The 20095-nt window shown below is 37.4% G+C and carries 19 protein-coding genes; 2 read left to right on the top strand and 17 right to left on the bottom strand.

The genetic code is table 11. The annotated features are described in order from the left end of the window. Positions 1-85 precede the first annotated feature (85 nt). The 4 genes from licT to A5816_RS00685 form a co-directional block, all read right to left on the bottom strand. A complete protein-coding gene (licT, locus tag A5816_RS00700; protein WP_086310472.1) occupies positions 86-937 on the bottom strand; it encodes a BglG family transcription antiterminator LicT in 852 nt (283 codons plus the stop codon). Between the two features lie 311 nt (positions 938-1248). Further along, complete coding sequence (locus tag A5816_RS00695; RefSeq protein WP_038398462.1) at positions 1249-1962, bottom strand: class A sortase; 714 nt, start codon at positions 1960-1962, stop codon at positions 1249-1251. Positions 1963-2029: 67 nt separating this feature from the next. Further along, positions 2030-2356, bottom strand: coding sequence for a nucleotide pyrophosphohydrolase (locus A5816_RS00690; protein ID WP_002291148.1), 327 nt, complete (start codon positions 2354-2356; stop codon positions 2030-2032). A gap of 122 nt (positions 2357-2478) precedes the next feature. Continuing rightward, the gene (locus tag A5816_RS00685; RefSeq protein WP_002373730.1) at positions 2479-2850 is read right to left on the bottom strand and encodes a helix-turn-helix domain-containing protein; all 372 of its coding nucleotides are present in this window, start codon (positions 2848-2850) and stop codon (positions 2479-2481) included. Positions 2851-3124: 274 nt separating this feature from the next. On the opposite strand from A5816_RS00685, the gene A5816_RS00680 reads away from it, so the two are divergent. After that, entirely contained in the window at positions 3125-4309 is a 1185-nt protein-coding gene (locus A5816_RS00680; protein WP_086310471.1) for an MFS transporter, read from the top strand. Between the two features lie 151 nt (positions 4310-4460). Here the strand turns inward: A5816_RS00680 and A5816_RS00675 are convergent, their stop codons facing one another. The 5 genes from A5816_RS00675 to A5816_RS00655 form a co-directional block, all read right to left on the bottom strand. Next, entirely contained in the window at positions 4461-4823 is a 363-nt protein-coding gene (locus tag A5816_RS00675; RefSeq protein WP_002339072.1) for a DUF1048 domain-containing protein, read from the bottom strand. Further along, positions 4813-5148, bottom strand: a complete 336-nt coding sequence (locus A5816_RS00670; RefSeq protein WP_002308273.1) for a PadR family transcriptional regulator — start codon at positions 5146-5148, stop codon at positions 4813-4815. Before A5816_RS00670 ends, A5816_RS00675 begins: the two co-directional genes overlap by 11 nt. 74 nt (positions 5149-5222) lie before the next feature. After that, positions 5223-5978: an ABC transporter permease gene (locus A5816_RS00665; protein ID WP_002373736.1), complete on the bottom strand. Its 756-nt coding sequence runs from the start codon at positions 5976-5978 to the stop codon at positions 5223-5225. Further along, entirely contained in the window at positions 5975-6901 is a 927-nt protein-coding gene (locus A5816_RS00660) for an ATP-binding cassette domain-containing protein (protein ID WP_086310470.1), read from the bottom strand. The genes A5816_RS00665 and A5816_RS00660 overlap by 4 nt, the downstream gene beginning before the upstream one ends. 228 nt (positions 6902-7129) lie before the next feature. Continuing rightward, positions 7130-8383: a GHKL domain-containing protein gene (locus A5816_RS00655; protein ID WP_086310469.1), complete on the bottom strand. Its 1254-nt coding sequence runs from the start codon at positions 8381-8383 to the stop codon at positions 7130-7132. 60 nt (positions 8384-8443) lie between these two features. On the opposite strand from A5816_RS00655, the gene A5816_RS00650 reads away from it, so the two are divergent. Beyond that, entirely contained in the window at positions 8444-9184 is a 741-nt protein-coding gene (locus tag A5816_RS00650) for a LytTR family DNA-binding domain-containing protein (protein WP_002345337.1), read from the top strand. Between the two features lie 85 nt (positions 9185-9269). Here the strand turns inward: A5816_RS00650 and A5816_RS00645 are convergent, their stop codons facing one another. The 8 genes from A5816_RS00645 to A5816_RS00605 all read right to left on the bottom strand — a co-directional run bounded on the left by A5816_RS00645 (position 9270) and on the right by A5816_RS00605 (position 20072). Continuing rightward, entirely contained in the window at positions 9270-10028 is a 759-nt protein-coding gene (locus A5816_RS00645; protein ID WP_086310468.1) for a WxL domain-containing protein, read from the bottom strand. After that, on the bottom strand, positions 10025-11053 hold the full coding sequence (locus tag A5816_RS00640; protein WP_086310467.1) for a DUF916 and DUF3324 domain-containing protein: 1029 nt from the start codon (positions 11051-11053) through the stop codon (positions 10025-10027). Before A5816_RS00640 ends, A5816_RS00645 begins: the two co-directional genes overlap by 4 nt. Before the next feature lie 19 nt (positions 11054-11072). After that, the gene (locus A5816_RS00635; protein ID WP_086310466.1) at positions 11073-14240 is read right to left on the bottom strand and encodes an Ig-like domain-containing protein; all 3168 of its coding nucleotides are present in this window, start codon (positions 14238-14240) and stop codon (positions 11073-11075) included. Between the two features lie 223 nt (positions 14241-14463). Further along, complete coding sequence (locus A5816_RS00625) at positions 14464-15348, bottom strand: diacylglycerol kinase family protein (RefSeq protein WP_086310465.1); 885 nt, start codon at positions 15346-15348, stop codon at positions 14464-14466. Between the two features lie 94 nt (positions 15349-15442). Continuing rightward, on the bottom strand, positions 15443-15790 hold the full coding sequence (locus A5816_RS00620) for a hypothetical protein (protein ID WP_002373752.1): 348 nt from the start codon (positions 15788-15790) through the stop codon (positions 15443-15445). A gap of 315 nt (positions 15791-16105) precedes the next feature. Next, positions 16106-17017, bottom strand: coding sequence for a peptidylprolyl isomerase (locus A5816_RS00615; protein WP_086310464.1), 912 nt, complete (start codon positions 17015-17017; stop codon positions 16106-16108). Positions 17018-17393: 376 nt separating this feature from the next. Continuing rightward, positions 17394-18032 (bottom strand): ABC transporter ATP-binding protein, encoded by a 639-nt coding sequence (locus tag A5816_RS00610; RefSeq protein ID WP_086310463.1) that lies wholly within the window; start codon positions 18030-18032, stop codon positions 17394-17396. A gap of 3 nt (positions 18033-18035) precedes the next feature. Beyond that, the gene (locus A5816_RS00605; protein ID WP_086311152.1) at positions 18036-20072 is read right to left on the bottom strand and encodes a DUF1430 domain-containing protein; all 2037 of its coding nucleotides are present in this window, start codon (positions 20070-20072) and stop codon (positions 18036-18038) included. Between the last annotated feature and the right edge of the window lie 23 nt (positions 20073-20095).

Genomic DNA, 20095 nt, shown 5'->3' with positions numbered 1-20095 from the left:
AAAACCCAGATTGAAAAAAACAGTCACAAACATTCGTGAACCTATTTTTTCAATCCAGGTTTTGCCTGCCATACAGTAACAATCCTTATGATTGGATGCTTTTTTTCTCACTTACTACTCTTTGAATATGGATCGTTAAATAAATCTGCTCTGCGATTCCCATTTCCTGTTTTTGCGTTTGTCGAAGATACTCATTGATCCGTTCCACACAATGAAACGCTTTTGGATACTTTCCTTGAACTAATGCGTAGAGAAACTCATCTTGTTCGTCAGATCCTTCCCCTTTGAGATAACGCTGGGCAAAAAACTGCAGATGAGTAATGATACGCTGATAATTCAAAGATTCTTCATCGAACACGATGCCGAAGAATTTACTGATGATACTCAGTATATCTCTTACCATTGTGGTAGCGGTCATCGTCACTTGCATGTCTTCGTTTCCTTGTTGGCTATTCACAAAATGAAAGGCAATAAAACCGGCTTCATCCTCAGAAAGTTCCACACCAGTCTTTTGTTTCACGAGCAAAAGAGCCTCTTTCGCTGCTTGATATTCTTTCGGATAAAATTTCTTTGTTTCAAATAATAATGGATTAGGCAGTTGGATATTTTCTTTCGCCCGTGTGATCGCATAATGAAGATGATCGGTCAATGTCAGATAAATATTAGGCGAAAATTCAACTTTTAGTTTATCTTCAGCCAATTCGACTACTTGTTTGACCCATTCGATCTCCTCTGCCGGAATATCAACCATCAGCTGTTGGAATTGGTTTTTAGCAAAAGAATCTCTTAAAACAAATTCTTTTTGGACCGCTTCTGGCGAAATCTCGTCCCCAATCTTTTTTTGAAAAGCTAAGCCTTTTCCCATACAAACGACTTCTTCCCCGAATCCATTTTTCGAAATGACGACGTTGTTATTCAAAATTTTATCAATTTTCATTTTGCTTCGCCCTCTCAAGAAAAATAAAAAAACCTAGAATTCGCCTACTGTTTCTTAGCTGAATTCTGGTTTTGCCTGCCGTACAGTAACAATCCATTTCTTATTTAAAATCATCATACCATCGAATTTTTATTTATGCAAGCCTTTTCATGCAAAAAAAAATAAAGAAACAGGAACACAAGTCTATCTAGAAAGCAACCAAATCAGAGATGCACCTCTTTGCGTTCCTCTTTTTTCAGCAAATCGGTTTTTCCTTATCGATTCATATCCTTTGGCTGTTTTTGATCTGTAACGACTTATGTCCCAGTATCCTAAAATGTTTTTGTCTCTAGATTGAAAGCAGTTCTCATATCATCTGTCGCATCCTTCATCGGTGTGACACTTTCCAGTTCTCCTTGTACAACTAGTCGCGTGACGGCATCCATGTCGCCACAAGTGATCAGCGTGACGATTTCTTTCCCCTCGACCTCGTTCAATAATTGTGTATCTGTAGGAGCAACTTTTTCTTTAAAAAATGTTTTATATGTATACACATTTTCTAAATCCGTCAAATAGATCTTGGCACCCATTTCCAAATTTTCCAGCGGTGTAAACAGTAATTCGGGATTGGTTGCACGATGGCTTGCTAAAGCATAGTTTCCTTTTCCCATCTCTTGATCTGGAGATAACGTCCCTGCACCGTAAAGCAGTGAAGTATTATCCAAGCCTTTGAAAATCGGTAAATTGATCGAAACAGAAGGTACTGCGATACTAGCAATCACTGGCAGATCTGTTCCGCTCATTTGTGACCTCATCACTCCTTCTGTTGTCATTGGTTCTACTGCGTCAAAGTCAAAACTGACATCTTTATCGTTATTCTTTTTCAAATCTTCTTTCGTTACATTCGCTATAGCATATCTGTCTCCTGTTAATCTGACAAGATAGTCTTTGATCTGTTCATTGAAAATCAAAGCTAGTCCTACTAATAACAAGAGGAACAAGAGGATATTGACTAGCCATCTTTTTGCTTTTCCTTTTTTCTTCATCTTCTCTCCCTCCAGTCTCATTTTACTGTTTTCCTTGTGCTCTTTCCAACAGCTGAATGACACATTTCTACAACTCTGTGTATTTTTTTCGTACACCTGCGCTTTTTTCTACAGGATATTTCAAATTATTTTTGATCAATTTTTCTTCAATGATCTCATCTAGATCCAACTGAAGGTTGTCTGCCATCATGTATGAATAGATCAATACATCTGCCAGTTCTTCTTTGATTCGTTCTAATTGTGTTTCTTTTACTTCTTCCGGCGTTTTCCATTGAAAAAGTTCTAACAATTCAGATGCTTCCAAAGAAATAGAGATAGCCAAATCTTTTTCGTTATGAAATTGTCGCCAATTACGTTCATCTCTAAACTGGTTGACTTTTTCCATACTATTCATTTGCTTGCCTTCTTCCAATCATTTCTTACTTGATTAATCATACCATTTTTTTACATAAAAAATAGATGATGCTTTTTAAAAAACTCCTGTTTTCTTTTATTTAAAATAAATGTCATAGAAAATCAGTAATTTAGGTAGCCACCATGTGTATGCAGTAATGTGACTGCTTCCCCTGAGGCTTTTTGTTTTTCGATACGTTCTTCTCCCCAAACAGACATCGCTACTAGAATCTCTCTTAATGATTTTCCTTCTTCGGTGAGCGAGTATTCTACTTTAGGCGGGACTTGGTTATAGACTTTTCGATGGACAATACCATCTTGTTCTAACTCTCTTAACTGCTGGGTCAGCATTTTTTGTGTGATCGTAGGGATTTTCTTCCGTAATTCACCCGGGCGAATGGGACCATTACCTAAATGACATAAAATAATCGGTTTCCATTTTCCTCCGATGACTTCCAATGTCGCTTCGACGCCAATATGATAGATTCTTTCCATTTTTATCTCTCCTTAAAAAAGATACGCATCGTATCATAGCATGCTCCTTTCATTTTGTGAACTAACAAAGTCTCTTCCTCTGCGGTTTTTATACTTTCACCAAAAAAGGAACTATATTTTGAAAAAAATAAGAATTTTTTCAAACGCTGAAACGTTTGAAGATCCACATTTGTTACCAAAAAGTGCCTATCATACAAAAAAGTCGGTACTTCACGAATGAAGGATGAAGGTCTATATTCTCTATTTGTCAGAAAAATTTGAGGAGGAAATAAAATTGAATAAAAAAATTTCACCAGTTTTTACGCTTATGGCTTTGGTAATCAATGCCTTTGCTATTGGATCTACAGAATTTATCAGCGTAGGGCTTATGCCTTTGATCGTTGATAGTTTTCATGTCAGTTTGGCTCAAGCAGGGCTGACGGTTTCACTTTACGCGATTGGTGTGACAGTAGGCGCACCATTACTCACTATTTTAACAGGAAAATGGAATCGTAAAATGCTGATGGCAGCAATCATGGTGGTTTTCATCATTGGGAATCTGCTGGCTGCTTTTTCTGGGGTATTTGTTTTATTGCTAGCTGGAAGAATCGTATCCGCACTTGCTCATGGGATTTTTATGTCTGTATCAAGTGTCATTGCCGCTGAAGTCGTCTCTCCTGACAAACGTGCAAGTGCGATTGCTGTCATGTTTACAGGGCTAACGGTCGCAACCGTTACCGGTGTTCCTTTGGGGACATTCATCGGTCAGCAAACAAGCTGGCATATGACTTTTCTTTTTATTGCTTTCGTTGGAGCTATCGGTCTACTCGCCAATCTATTGCTCATTCCAAAAGATCTCCCAATACCAGGAGTTGTCGATCTGGGTGGGATTCTTCGGATAGCTAAAAATAAATTTTTAGTGGGCTCTTTTTTGATCACAGCTCTTGGGTACGGAGGAACATTTGCTGCTTATACCTATTTGACTCCGATTCTTGAAGACAAAATCGGTTATTCATCAGAAGCTGTCGTTATTTTGTTGATTATCTACGGCGTAATGGTCGCTATTGGTAATACAATCGGTGGTCATTTTTCGAACCGACGTCCATTAAAAGCTTTAGGTATCATGTTTATCTTGTTATCCTTATCTTTAGTATTTTTATTTGGAACGATTCTCAGCGGGAACTTGTTCTTTGCTACAGCAGCTACCTTTGTTTTAGGGCTATTTTCTTTTATGAATGTTCCGGGTCTACAATTATATGTTGTACAATTAGCTGAAACATATACACCGAAGGATATTACGCTTGCTTCTGCCTTTAATATCGCTGCCTTCAACATTGGTATTGCATTCGGCTCTTTTGTTGGCGCACAAACGACCAAAACGATTGGTGTCACCTATGCTCCTTTATTTGGTGCCGTTATCGTTTTACTTGCTGTATTTTTAGTTTTCTGGTTACTGAATCAAGAAAAGAAAAATAAATAATCTTTCAAAATCAGTATGAAGAGGCTGGGACAGAAGCGTTTAACTCCAAGAAATAAGAAGGAATTTCCGAAGGAGTTGCTTCTGCTTCCGCCGTTTATACGTGTTTAGAGCGTGAGACAAAAGTGTTCTTTACTTTTGTCCCACGCTCCTTTTATAACTTTTCCATTTTTTTAGCGATCCGCTCATTCATTTTTCTTTTCAATTCATTGATTCTTGTCTTCGCCTGGATTTCATGTAACGTGTTTTCTGCAAATTGTCCTACGTCTTCTCCAACCAATTCTAAGACAGGAAGACCATTTGAAGCACCTTCTTCAAAAAAGTCAAGCAACTCATACATCGCTGACAACATATCCATCCCATCCCCTGCGGTAAATTCCCAAAGAAATTTTTGTATCTCATTGTAGACGATCTGATAGTCAGCAGGAAGTTTTTTCAGGCGAGCCATTTGTTCGCGATATTCCGCTTTGTCTTCCATCATTTTTTTGATATAGCCAACCAAATTTTTATTGCTCATTTTCTTTGTACTCCTTTAGTTTTTCGATTTGACCTGAAATAAAAGACCAGCGTTTCCAAAATAATTCTAATTCCTGCTTTCCAGCTTCATTCAAAGAATAAAATTTTCTCATGGGTCCTACAGAAGATTTTCTCTTCGTAACGGTAACTAATCCTTTCTTTTCCAATCTCAAAAGAATCGTATAGACAGTTCCTTCCACGATATCTTCAAACCCGTATTCCTGTAAATTTTTGGTGATTTCATATCCATAAGTCTCATGACGATCGATGATTTCCAGTATGATCCCTTCTAGGACCCCTTTTAACATTTCCGTAATTCCGTTCATTTTTTCACCTGTACTTTCGCTATACTCGCTTTCATCATATTTTGAAATCATTGACACGTCAATCATTTAAGCTGTTAATTTTGTTTTTTGCGATAAACGAAAACCGACAACAATTGAAAAACTACGATACTCCCAATGCTCCAAGCAAAAGCCGTCCATAAATCATCAGGTACTTTTCCAGCAGTCATGAGTGAACGGAGTCCATTGATAATAGGGGTTATCGGCTGATAATCAGCAAACCCTTGTAAAGCATGCGGCAGCGTTTCTGTAGGTACAAAGCCGGAACTGATAAATAAAAGCCCCATCAGCAAATAAGAGAAGACGCTAGCTGTTTCATTGCTTTTAGCAATGAGCCCAAAAAATACAGCAATCCATGACATAGCTAAGGTTACAAGTAGTAAAAGCCCTAGTGCCAATAACCACTCGCCAATATCCGCTTTTGGTCGAAACCCAATCAAGACCCCACTGAATAAAACAAGAGCAACGGACAATAAATTAAACAGCATACTTGTGACAACATGACTGTTCAAAATAGCAGATTTAGCAATCGGCATAGAGTGGAATCGTTCAAAAATCCCAGTAGTCACATCATTATTTAAACGAAAAGCTGTATAAGCCACACCGCTCATGACTGTCATTAGCAAGATGGCTGGGAGAATGAACCCTTTATAGCTAGCCACAGATATGGTCATTGCTCCTCCTAATATATAAATAAACGCAAGCATGATCATGATTGGCATCACTACGACCGTAATAATCGTATCAGCGCTTCGCGTCATATGCTTCATCATTCTTCCCGTTAGTGTCATCGTGTCTTGGATCACGTTCATTTTTCTTCCTCCTTCGTCTGATTGATGATTGAGAAAAAGACATCATCTAATGTTGGTTGTTTTTGTGCAAATTCCAGAACTTCGATCTTGTTTTGCTGAAGTAAAGTAAGAATCTCTGTTACTTTTTGAACATCGTTGTCAGTAGGAATCGATAAAGACAACAATGCTTCGTTCTTTTCTCCGCCTACCAGTCGATATGCGGCTTGGAATGTTTCTTCTTCTGCAAAAATCAGTTCGATCGTTCCTTGCGGTAAATATTTTTTAACCTCAGCTACACTTCCTTGAAGCGCAATCTTTCCTTGATCCAAAATAGCGATTTGATCCGCCAATTGATCTGCTTCTTCTAAATATTGTGTCGTCAAAAAGGCAGTCACACCGGCTTTTCTCAAATTCCTGATCGTTTCCCATAAAGAAGCTCTTGCTTGTGGGTCCAGACCTGTTGTCGGCTCATCTAAAAACAAAACGGTCGGATTCCCCAACAAACTCATCGCTAAGTCCAGTTTTCTTCTCATCCCTCCGGAATACGTATGCACTGGGCGATCGGCTGCTTCATGTAAGTCAAACGTGTGTAAGAATTCATCAATCTGCTGCTTATGATCTTTCAAGTGGCGAAGCTTTCCAATAAGCACTAAATTTTCTCTACCAGTCAGTACATCATCTACTGCAGTAAATTGCCCCGTCAAACTAATCCGTTCACGGACTTGGGTTCCTTGTTTTGCCACATCGAAATGAGCAATACGAATCTGTCCTTTATCCGGTGTAAGCAAAGTAGCTAACATCTTGACGATCGTTGTTTTCCCCGCACCATTTGTACCTAGCAAAGCAAAAATGCTGCCTTCGTCAACTGTAAAACTCACACCATCTATCACTTTTTTTCCTGAGAAAGACTTGTATAAATCTGTCACAGTAATCATCTTTTCCATTGTTTTCCCTCTTTTCTCCCTATCTACTTAGTATCACAAAGTATGTGAATATAGTAATACTAAGTAGTGAAAGTGTCAACTACTTTGCTTAACTACATAGCAAAACAAACAGAAGGGTGACAACGGTCATCACGCTTCTGTTTGTTTATGTTTACTTTTTGAATAAACTGTGTTGTTGAACTCCCTTTATATTTAATCTTTGTTCAAGCTGTTCTTCGCGATGTTAAGTCAGCAGACTGATTCACTGTTTCTGGTCGCCAGATACATTTCTACAAAGAAACAGTGATTCTGCTTTGAAAAATCGATTTTTAGTTCTGCATTTTCATAAGCATCCAACATTTTTTTCGCACTGTATAGACCTAACCCGCCATTTTTTTTAGAGGTTCTTCCTCTTTGGACCATTTCCGCTAGCGTCAAATTCGTCGGATTTGCCTTGTTCGCTATACTAAAACGTAATCCCTCTTTTTCTTCCAGCAGATTGATCGTAATCGGACTCTGATCGGCTACACGATGATCGAATGCGTTAGAAATAAAAATAGATAAACAGCGAATAAAAACAACCAAATCAATCGGGATTGTTTTCACTTCTACAGGAATAACTACTTGGATCGGTATTTTCTCCGATTCTGCTTTTTCTAGAAACTCTAAAAAGACGCCCCTAACAACTGGCGATAAAATCTTTGTCAGCTGTTGCTTTTGCGGTTCTTCCAAAATAATTGCAGAATAGTTTTCTAAGATTTCTAAAAATTTCAACGTTTCTTTTTTATTTTCCTGAATAGTATTTTTTAATGAAAACAACAAACTCTTATAATCATGTTTGAATTCTTCAAGATGATGGTAATATTCTTCGTTTATTTGATACAGTTGAAGTGATTCCTGATGCTGTCTTTCTTTTACTTGAAAGCTGATCAACATAATAGAAAAAAGCAACGAAAAAAAGCTGATCACAATCGATAAAAGAGACAAAAGCAGATAATCAGAGGAACGAAAATGTACACTTCCCAATACCAAGAAAATCACGATCCAACTTAATAAAATACACATACAGCCAAAATAATGCTCGGTTGGATAAGTAAAAAGCAAGTTGAGAAATTTCGTCCGTTTGTCTATACTTTTTACTAATAGGTAGAAAAGAAAGGCAACGAGCAGTGCAAGAATACTTGCTGTTCCGAGGTGTACTCTTCCTAAATAATTTACCAAGTCAAAAATCAGAAAAAAGCTGAACCCAGTGATAGCAAAAAAAAGATTACTGATCAAACAGCTGATAAACAGGTTTTTCGTAGTAGAATAAAAGAGAAGCATTAATAATAAGCCAACTAAATAAGGAAAACTTACTTTAGGAATAGGAAGAATAATGATCAGCGCCATCAAAGCTAAACAACCAAAGCTGATTTTTACTAGCAGCTGTTTCGAAAAGAATAAATAAATACCTAAATCTAAAATCAAAGTAAAGGTCAAATAAAGTGTCACTGTTGCGAACATCTTATTCCTCCATTGTTTTGTTTCATCATGTACACATATTTTTTTGATAGGAGCCTGCATATGAAAAAGTATTTTATCATAGAAGATAACCAGTTTCACAGCGAATGGATCATCAAAGAATTGGTCAATCATCATATCGAGAATATCGTGCAGCTCACTTCCATCTCCCAAATCAATCAGTTGATCCAGTTGGGTACTATTGATAATCACGATGTTTTCTTTATCGACATCGACTTGAAGCAATCACTCACAGGTATTGATGTCGCCGAACAAATACGTAAAAAAAACGCTCATAGCAATATCGTTTTTTTCACCGCCTATACGAACTTTGCAGTAGATATCATCAACCGGAAAATCCTTCCGATTGGATATATCAGAAAAGACAGGAATTTATCTGAACAAATTCATCAAGTGCTAGAACAGATCAATTGGAAAGAACAGCAGATCGTAAATGTCGATAAAATCTTCATTGATCAAAAAGGCGGGAGTCTCGTCCTATATCCTCGGGAAATTTTATATATTGAAAGTATTAAAGGATTGAAAAATCAAGTCATGGTCAAAACAACGACAGAAGATAAACTAGTAAGTACTTCATTAAAACAGTTGAAGATAGAGTTAGAAAAATACACTTACTTTTTACTTTTAAAATCCTACTGTATCAACTTATCACAATTGCAGAAAATCGATTCTGCTCATTATGTGTTAGAATTTTTCAACGGTGATTCCTTACTCGTTGGTCGGAAAATCTTTGAAAAGACAAAGGAACGTTTCCATGATTTCCAGCAAACTGCTTCAAGCTGATGAATGAGAGCTGCGAAGTAAGCAGAGCAGATTTCAGGGAGTGGAGCCAACTAAAGGCCCACTCCCTGAAATCGTTGATATGATTTTACGCTTCCTCTTCTGTAGGAGCATCTGTTAACGACCATGTAAATGTTGAAACGTAGTTGTCTACGGCATAATTGGATACAGGAACAAATAATTCCACTGATTGTCCCCCTTGTTCCGCATTTTCCCCTAGTGAATAAATCCATGTGCCAATCCCTTCATTTGCTCCTGCAGTTACTAGGTCTACTGCCTGATCTGCTGGGATCTCGATTCCTTCAGCGCCAGTTCCAGAAATGGTAGATGGCGTTCCACTGCTATTAGTTGCGCTATTTCGAATCACGGCGTTTTTGAATTTCACCTTTGAACCAGTTAGTTTATTCGTATCAGATGTTGTACCAATAAATTCTGTTCGTTTGACTGATAGTTTCCAACCGGCATAATTTCCGCTTTTATCCGTTACTTGTACGAAATTCTGTACTTGTGTTGGTGCCCCAGTACTGTCCGTTCCGCTTTGTAATGCAGCATATACTGTTTTTGCTGTGCCCAACTTGATTGTTCCGAAATCAAGATCTGGAGCTTGGTCAATCGTCAGTAATCCGGATGTTCCCTGATTTGGTTCGTCAGGTGTAAACGGCGTATCGGGATCATTTGGATCAACGGGAGGAACCGGAACGACGTCTTCAGGATTTGCGGCATCTGGTTTTGTTACAGAAATCGTTCCTTCTGTAGTGACTGAGCTCTTATTCTCAGCAAAAACACTTTGTGTACATAATAATAGACTTCCAGCTAGAACGGTACTTAATGCAATTGTTTTTTTCATTTCTTTTTCCTTCTTTCTTTTAAAATAAATAATCCAGCAAATAAGCCAATAAGAATGACTCCAACAAGTATCAGCCATCGCCAGTCAAATGTTTCTGGCTGATTTTTTAAATCAATATCCTTTTCATTCAATTGGTCCGCTGCATCATCAGTTATTTCAAAATCAGTATGAAGATTCCAGCGTTTTTCTTTCCAAGCACCCTTCACAACCGCTTGATAATGTCCCGGAGCTAATTTTTTTCCTTCTAATGGGACAAGTAAATCAAAATTTGTATTGGGTGCTACATCTATTTTTTCTTTTTTTATTGAAAGGTAAGGTTCTTTTGTTTCTTTTTTGTAGATTTCAACCGATGTAGTCAAGCCGAACATATAAGAAGCATTTGGATTTTGAAGATTCACCTTAATCACATTTCTTCCATCGCTTTGATCCGCATAAGCTTTTTTTAATTTCAAATCTGGGGAAGACTCTTTTTCGCTATTTCGAATCAAGATCGCTTTCACTTGAGAAAACTGATTGACGACACCAACGGTACTTTTGTTAGAAACGTTCTCTTTTTTTTCTTGAAACGTGATCCCTCCTGCGACCACACCAGCCAGCTCTTTTTCTGGAGCTTTCAGTGAAAGTGTCTCAGTGAACGCACTTTGAGGAGGAATAGTTATTTCTCCCACTGTTTTTGCTAAGTTTTTCATATCATAACTTAATGTTTCATCTAATTTACTTTTTGATTCTCCATATTCGATCACACCGTTTGAATTCGTCGTAGCAGAGTGGATCAATGTCTCAACTGTTACTGGTTTATCTGTTCGGTTAAAGACCGTGTAGGGGATTTCCTGTGTTTTCCCAGGCTCCATCCTTACATTTATATATGTTTTGTTCTTATTGATCTGATTAGCTGGTAATTCAAAATCTACCGCAAAATTGAATTCGGAGGCATGGACAGGTGTCTGCCAAAGGATGAATCCAAGGAGAAGGATCAGAAGTAAAGAGCAATTGTTTCGATGACTTTTATTCCATATTCGATTCATCAATCATCCTCCTTGATCTTTATTCTGTCGGCGCATCTGCTAATGTCCATGTCATCTCTGCTGAGTAATCACCAGCTATCTGATTTTCTTTGGTTAAGACAAGTTTAAACGCCCGACCGTTATTTAAATATTCTGAATAATCTGCTTGCGCATTCGTAGAATTTTGTCCTTCGACAATTTCCAGTTCTTCTTCATTCACTAATTGATACTCCTCGCCTTTCTTGAAATAAAGGACATCCTGCATAGAAAATCCTGAATCGTTTGTAAAGGGCTGAGATAGTTTTATTGTTAAGATCCATGGACTTTTTGTTTCTCGTTGGTCATAAATCCATAATTTTTCCTGCCCATCCATTTGGCCAAATGCTTCTTGCGTCAAACCAGTTGCTTTGATCTGTCCAAAATCGAGTTTGGAAGGGGCAAGAAATGAGAGACCACCTTCTACTACGATCTTCGTAGCAGGTGCAAAAGGCGGAGCATCATGATAGACAACTGGCGTATCACTTGGATTGTGATTCCCGATTTCATCGTTGGTACTTGGCTTGTTCTGCACACCCTTAGCAGCAGCTTCTCCTGCTTGGTCGTTTAATCCGATTTCTAATACATCTCCTGCAAAAAGCTGATTTTCTGGGATAGAAAGAACAAATTTCCCTGTATCATCAATAGTGGTTTCTGACAAAACAGCTTGATTTTTTTTCAATGAAACCAAAGCTCCTGCTTCGCCTGTACCTGTGATTGAGCGAGAAGCTGCATTGATCAATGTGGTACTTAATTTAGCAGGCTCAGGAGGAATGACATCGACTGTCGTTTTGGCAGAGTCCAGTTCTGTCACTTCTTGGCCGCCTCTTATTTTTTTAGCAGCAACAACTTGCACTTGATCCCCCGTTTTTAATCTCTCATCATTGGGTACTTGAACTTCGAACAAGCCGCCTTGTTCGCCTTCTCCCCATGGGTTATATCCTGCCCCTTCATTTTCATCTGTTTGTCCTTGCGTGAGAGCAGTAATTTCTACAGGTGATTTCGTCGTATCTGCGTAAGTAATACGTAAAGTCACTTCTACTTCGCCTGTCCAAGAATCTCTTGGCTTTGCCTCGACACCTTCGGGAACAACGACATGCCCATAGATTTTTTTATCTGCATTCGTTGGCACTCTTAAGGATTCAATCATCGGGAGCTGATTATTGGCACTGATTCGATTATAATTTTTCATTCCGGCACCTGTCTGAGCAAATTCATTTGTTAACCCTGCACTAGGGCTTGATACGAAATTGCCTAAGTCGGTCCCATTGATCGATAAGTCTGTCATATCAGAAAAATAATCCGGGTCTTTTTCAAAATTATCGAATGTTGCGCCTGTTTTTCGCCATAAAGCGATTTCTGAATGGGCGATCTTTAAAGAAGAATCTCCATTTCCTTGGAATACCCAGCCGCCTATGCCATTGGTCTCGCTTCCGATCCGTTTGTTTTGGAAATCAAAATAGGTAGGAGATTCTAAGTCCACATTCAACACATCCCCACTGATGATGCCGGTCTTATCTTCCCCTGTTTTCCCGACCATGACTAAATAAGTTTTTTCTCCTGCCATAAAATTTAAATCAATATCTCCAGTTGTATCTACGGTGGCTCCGGAATCTGCGCGTATATCGATATTTGATTTTTCTCCAGTGACCGTAAAATCAGCTGACCCTGGACTTTCTAGAAAACCAGAAGCGTCATAAAATTGGATCGCTTGGTTTCCTTGATTGAGTCTGTTCACGTAAGATTTGCCATCCCCTGCATTTCTTACCCTCAATGAGCCTCCATTGGTTACTGTCAGCTTTTGCGTACCGTTCTCAAAACGAACTGCGCTGGAACGCCCACTCTGCTTATCGATGTCGATAACTGATCCGGCTCCTTCTACGATCAAAGAAAGGCCTTTTCCTACAAAACGCATCCCATTGTTCCCGGGTTGATCGTCATCTCCAGCCATTTTGACCGAGATTTGTCCACCACTTGATACATGGATTTGACTAGAATCTCCTTGCAAGCGAAATCCGCCCGTAGTTGCTGTATTGATGGTGATTTTCCCACCATTCGATACAGTGACTTTCGATCCTGAACCTCTCATTTGGATGATTCCGCGATTATTGTCATTGGTAATATTGATCTTTGTATTTACCGAAAATTCGCTTCCCGAACCACTGACTTCAAACATGACATTACCAGGTAGCGTATCGACTGCCTCTCCTTCATCGCTAACGCCATCTGCCCGATCATAATCAAGAGAGACCTTTGAACCGCTTAAGATATGGATTCCTGGCGCTGTTTTTCCACTACCAGTCTCATCTCCTGAATCTAGAAAACCGTAGAATTTCCCTAGATACGGTCCATAAAGTTGACTACCATTGATCACATTCAATTGATAGCTTCTACAAAAATAGGCTTTACCCGGAGCGGCATTCAGTCCTTCCTTCACTGGTTGGACATCCAACACACCGGAAACACCATCTAATGTGACAGTTGCACGAGGAGCGTAAATCAGTCCTAATTTGGACCCATCATACAAATCAAGTGTCCCGGTAAATTTTATTTCTCCCGTAAAATGATATCTGCTTCCCCAAAAATCGGTCATATAAGCAATGATAATGGCATTTCCATCGATATTTGGTGTCAATCCACCTGGATGTGCAGCTGTTCCTTTAAAATTCTGGAACTCGATCGACTGAGGTATTTCATTGATATAAATATGGTGTGTGCCGAAATTGTGAGCGAATCCACCAAAATCAATAACGATATCTCGTTTGATCTCTAATTCCCTGTCTAAAGTCAAAGGCTGAGTCAGTCGGATCTTAGTTACTGATTCGTCTGCGAGAAGCTGCGCCAGTTCTTCTGTTGTGGCAGCTTCGCTGTACCCATCCGCTGAAACAGCTCTTGCCAGTACCGTTTCACTGCTATCAGACCTTTGTTCAGCTACTTCTGAGGTCTCACTTATCTTATTTTCTTCTTGCCTTTTATTAGTAGGAGCCTCACTTTGGGATTCTGTAGTTTCAGAAGTAACCGATTCTTCTGGAAAAGTAGTCTTGTCAAAACTTTGATTCTCTGATTGCGTTGATTCGTTTGTTTTCTCTACATCGGCAAAAACGGATGTCACCATCAAGAGAGGGAAGACAAACAAAATCGACGCAATCAGCTTTTTTACATATTGATTCATTCTCCACCATCCTCTCTGACGTTTTGACAATTTTATTTTATCGTTTTAATCTATTTCCAATTGTACTTTCATATTTAAAATATGTATTTTTATGGAAAAATTTTTCTATTAGGTGAAAATTTCTTTTTTGTACAAAAAAAAGGCTGTGACAAAAGTCTTGTCACAGTCCCTTATCCCGAACAAGCGGTGTTCTCTCGCCAACTCCTCGGTCACAACCTCCATTTTAACAATAAACCTGTAAATGTGAGGGCAATACTTTGATATTTACAGGTAATTTGTCCCCTTCATCACCATCAACATTCGTCGTCAATTCTTCCTCATCAGCTAATGACACAACTAATTGCTCACAAGTAAGGTAGGCTAGATTTTTCGTTGATCCATCTACTCCTTTTAATAGGTCTGGCAATGTTTTAAGCGTATCGATCAAAGAAGAATCTTTTAAATAAACCAAATGGAGCTTACCATCATCCACTTTTGCATTTGGAAGCAATGTCTCAAATCCGCCGACTGAGTTAGTTAGTCCTATCAGTAGGGTACTACTCTCAATTTCTTCCTTCTTTCCATCAACTTCTACGTGAAACGAGTAGGATTGTGTGGAAGCTAACTGTTTGATTCCTGACATGAAATAAGCTAGTTTTCCGAATTTCGTCTTCTTCTCCGCATCTACATCATTGATTGCTTCAGGAATAGAGCCAATTGCAACAACATTCATAAAATAGTCATCATTTATTTTTCCAATATCCAATGGTTTGACTGATTCAATCGAAAAATGATTGATCGCTTCCTCAGGTTCTAGCGGTATCCCTAATGCTCGAGCCAAGTCATTCACCGTACCTAATGGGAAAAAGCCGAAATTTGGCCGATGTTCTTGTTCAGCGATTCCACTGATTCCTTCGTTGACTGTTCCGTCTCCTCCCATGACAAATACACTATGATACCCTTCCACAGCCGCCTCGCGAGTAAAGTTTTTTGCATCCCCTGCTTTTTTTGTATGCAAGACGACCACTTCATCAAACACCGATTCCAATTTTGCTATCGCTAATTGCTCAAATTCCTTTGCTTGTTCACCGCCTGAACTGGGGTTTACCACTAATAAAACTTTTTTCATCACTTTCTTTCCCTTCTGATTGATTTCTTTAATATAACGATAGCATAAAGAAAAAAATTAGGCTGTGATGAAGTACTGTTCATGAAACATTCATTTATTTTTTGACAAAATAAAACAGCCATACTATGAAACTGAAGAAACTTAAAACAATGATATAGGAAATAAAAGAAAATGATAGGCGTTGCACACCTAATAAGGTAAAAATTTTAGGCGGCAGATAAAAGCACAAAAATAGCAGGAGAATGTAATAGCGTCTCTTCCAATTTTTGTTGTCAGACCTCATAGCGATAAGAGGAATGCCACATGCATAACTGAAAAACTCTTTATGTATCGTTAACGTTTTATGGTCTTGAATAATAAATGCTACAATCCCTGCTATAATAAGGGTGCCTAACACCAAAACGGAAAATCGATGAATATATTTTATATACAAATGATCCATTGTACTTCCTGCCTTTTTATTTGTGTGAAAAACCAATCCTTATACGTGAATAACTTCTAGAAATAAAAGAAATTTGCAAAATCACTCCATTTATCTACTTATACGTATATTTTTTGATATCGTTTTCTTTATTTAAGATTATACAGAAAAATATCTAGGGTGGCTATCTTGGATTCCAATTAAAACAAAGAGTTTTTTAAATAAAAAGAACTAAATCAAGTAGTAATGAAACTACTGTTGATTTAGTTCTAATAAAAAGATTTAGATGAACGGTTTTATTGATTTAAATAGTTCATACTTTTTTATTTATTCCGCTTATTTACTACTTGCTGTACTGGAATCTGAAGTGAATGTACTCAAAACATTTTCAAAGTCTTTGTCTTTGATTTTTACATTAGCATCTTTCAATACTTCGCCAATTACTTTATTCTGGAAGGTACTGTCACTTAATTTTGTGTCTGTTGCAATTTCTTTCAATTCTTTTTCGTACTTATCCATGTCGTTGCCTTTGTTTTGGTTTTTCACCATTTTAACCACATAGTATTCTGGAGCATAAGTTGAAGCATTGGTAGCAGTGATCACATCAGAAACTTGACCGTCTTTCAATTTGAAAGCTGCTTCTTTGACTTCCGCAGGAACTGTCGTGGTAGTCGAATCAAATTTCACTTTTCCGCCATCTTCTTTTGTTTTAGTATCCGTTGACTTGTCTTTGGCTAATTTAGAGAAATCGTCTCCCTTATCAGCAGCTTTCTTAACATCTTTTGCATCGTTTTCACTTGCTACTTGGATGATTTGAGCTTCCACTTCTGGATGGAAAGTTTTCCAAGCCGTTTTTAGATCTTCATCAGTCAATTTGATATGTTTCTTTAGGCCTTCTTGGAAGGCTAAGCTTTGTTTGATACTGTCTTTGAATGTTTCTTTTGTTAAGCCAGCTGTCTTCAATTGGGAATCAAACGAATCGCCTAATTGTTTCTTTGCTTGATCATATTGGGAATCGATTTCTTTGGTTGATACGTCATCTCCATATTTATCTTCAAATACTTGATAAACAATCAATTGTTGCACAGCTGAGTCTGCTCCTTGCATTTTCTTCAAGCTATCCATTACTTCTTGTTCGCTGATTGTGCCGCCTTTATAACTAACGGCTGTTTTTTCACCAGCATTCGTACAGCCTGACAATAAACCAGCGCCTAGTACGATGGCAAGTGCTAAAAATCTTTTCTTCATTTATTTGTTCTCCTACTTTTCGTTTTTTGCGAATTGCTAAAAACAAAGGTGTTCAAGATGAAAATCATCAAGAACACCTTTACTAATCTGCTCGATACGTCCTGAATAGATAGAAGTCTATACCATCCAGAAAGTTCACTCAGCAGAATAAATGTCAAGTAGCATATCACACCTTAATATACTACTTCTTTTGTTATCGTTTTTCAAGTCTATCTTGCGTTACGCTTTTAACGTAACTAATTCTTAGAACAAATGTTATCAATTTTGTTTTTCTTTACCGCTGTTGTCATCTTAAAAATAGACGCTTTTATGTCTGATTTTTTAGACATTTTTTTGTTGTTTTTATTGGAAAAAAGGTTGATTTTTCATTTGTTTCCTAAAGTATGATCATCTTGTTTCCTATTTTGGTCAGATATGGATCATGCGTGACCACGATAACTAATGTACCTTGGGAAGCCTGTTGCGATAAGATTTCAACGACTTGCTCCTTATTTCGTTTATCTAATGATCCAGTTGGTTCATCGGCTAAAATGATTTTGCTATTCTTCAATAAGACTCTCGCACAGGCGATTCTTTGCTTCTCACCACCAGATAATGTATAGATAGGCGTACTTAGCTTCTTGTTTATATTTACTTTTTTCAATGCCTCATACTTTACTGTTCGTTTATCTGAAGCATTTAAATTCGAAAACTTCAATCCAATATCTAAATTAAAATCGATCGTTTCATATTCAATCAACCCGAAGTCTTGAACAAGAAAAGAGAGGACATTTCTTTTTATCAAGCGCTTCTCTCTTCCAGTTAATTGTTTCGTTTCTTGATCGAACAAATAGAATTGTCCTGAACTGAACTGATCATTCAATCCTAATATATTCAATAACGTACTTTTACCTGCTCCACTTTCTCCAACAACAGTCACAAGATCCCCAGCATCCGCAGTGAAACGATCCAAATGAAGAATCGTTTTGTTTCGAATGATTTTTTTCGCACCTTTTATCACTATCAACGGCTCCAATTGTTAACCTCCATTCATCAACAATAACTGACTTTTCTTTTCTGTAGACAAAATAAAAACAACTGAAAGAATAAAATCAATGAAACTAAAGAAAAAAATATTAAAAAGATATTTAGGCTCTCTTTCTATAAGGAAAAGGAAGATTACACTTGTCGTTCCCCATTTGATGAGGTTCATCATGAAGAAATTTTTATACGTTTCAAAGAGCGAATAACCACTTGAACGAAAGATAGCGATTTTCCGACAATTGTAGACAAAATATATGCATAACATGACATAGCTCAACAAGAAGAAAGAAAAGAAAGTGAGTAAAAATATCTGTATCAAGTAATGAAATGATCTGCTTAACACTTTGACAGCTATCTCTTCAGTCTGAGGATACGGAAATGATAACTGCAAGTTATCACGTAACTGACTTTCTTCAATCAGCTCAAATAACCTTTCTTTCGACAAAGAGCCTATCTTGATCTTTAACGGCGGATAGATTTCTCCGCTGAGAATATTTCTTTCCCAATACGTACTGTTTTTCAATGTCAGTATTTCAACAACCGGATAATGTTCGATCCATGGGATAGAAGGAATAAATGTATAAATGGGTTGATTGTTTTTTATAAATAGAAATTTCGGTTCTTTTTCACTGATTTCTTGATAATATTCTGTTATTTGAGCTAGGTCATTTTTTAAATCTGTATGTCTATATCGTTCAGGGATCAATATAACAGGATGCGTTTCTTCTTCGGTTATTTGGATCAACCTTCCAGAGACATCAACCAAAGGAAATTTCTTAAGATAATTCAGATTTATTTTTATTCCTCTGCCAAACTGTTCATTTTCTTCATTCAAGTAATCTGATACATTGACTAATATACTTCCGTTTTTATTCAAAGTTTCATATAATTCTTGATCTGCTGCTGATGCAAAACGATTGGAATAAATAAAATCCACATGGTTTTTCCCGATGGTTACTGGATAAAACACATGATAGTCTTCATCAGCGATTTCTTTTGGCGGTTCATGGGAAACAGCTAACTGTGAAGAAGAAAAAACGATAGTTGCTAATTCGACATTGGCAACAGTCAAAAGAAGAGAAAACAACAATCCAAATGTAAAAAGAATGTATTGGATATAGTTGAACGCTTCTCTTAACGAAGCGATTTTTTCAACTAATAAAAGAGAAATCAAAGAGATACCATATATTCCGCTGAACAAGAAAACGTACATCTGGAACAAATAAAGAAATTGCTCCTTATAATACATAAAAATAAAACCACCAATAATTCCTGCAATTATGAATGTAGTAATGATTTTCTTTTTCCCCAATAAACACCACAATACTTGATGTAATGAAAAGCCATTATTCAACAATAAACTGATTTCTTTATTCATCAATAAGAAAAAGGATGGTAACAAAAGGAATAAAAGAATCAACCCAATAGTTAAATACACTCGATAATTATATACGTCTGTACTTGAAATAACCGAATACAGATAGCTATTTTCAAAATCTTCAAAAACATCAGTCGCATAACCAGTGTGAAATGCTTGATTGAATCGTTCCACAAATAGTGAAATGAACCGTTCATAGTCTTCTTTTTCTCTCGTCATCAAGAAAAATTCACCTTCAAAATCTTTTATTTTGATCGATTCTTTAATAGCCATTACGCGAAAGGAGGTATTAGAATAGGGTACCTTCTCGTGAGAAGATTTGACATTTCCTTGATAATACAATGTCATTTCAAGCTTTGGCTGTATCTTGAAGTTCCAAGATGTATCTACTTCATTGGATTCGTTTACGGTTTTTTTCATATAAGAAAGCTCAGTTTCTGAAGATACATTTTCAAATACCATGATTAGCTGCTCATATTCTTCTCGCCCAATAAAATGTTGTGGCAATCGAATCGGAGTATAAGCATCCGTTTGGTGGAAAAATTCATTTGTCCGATAGAGTACCTGTTTATTTATACTAACCAAAGCAAAACCAATCATGATACCGATCACTATGATTGTGAGTAAAACTGTGAACTTTTTTTTGATTATCACCACTCTCCTTTCCTTAAAACTAT

This window comes from Enterococcus sp. 3G1_DIV0629, from assembly GCF_002141285.1.
GTDB lineage: Bacteria > Bacillota > Bacilli > Lactobacillales > Enterococcaceae > Enterococcus_B > Enterococcus_B lactis.
This window is presented reverse-complemented; position numbering and strand designations above follow the sequence as displayed.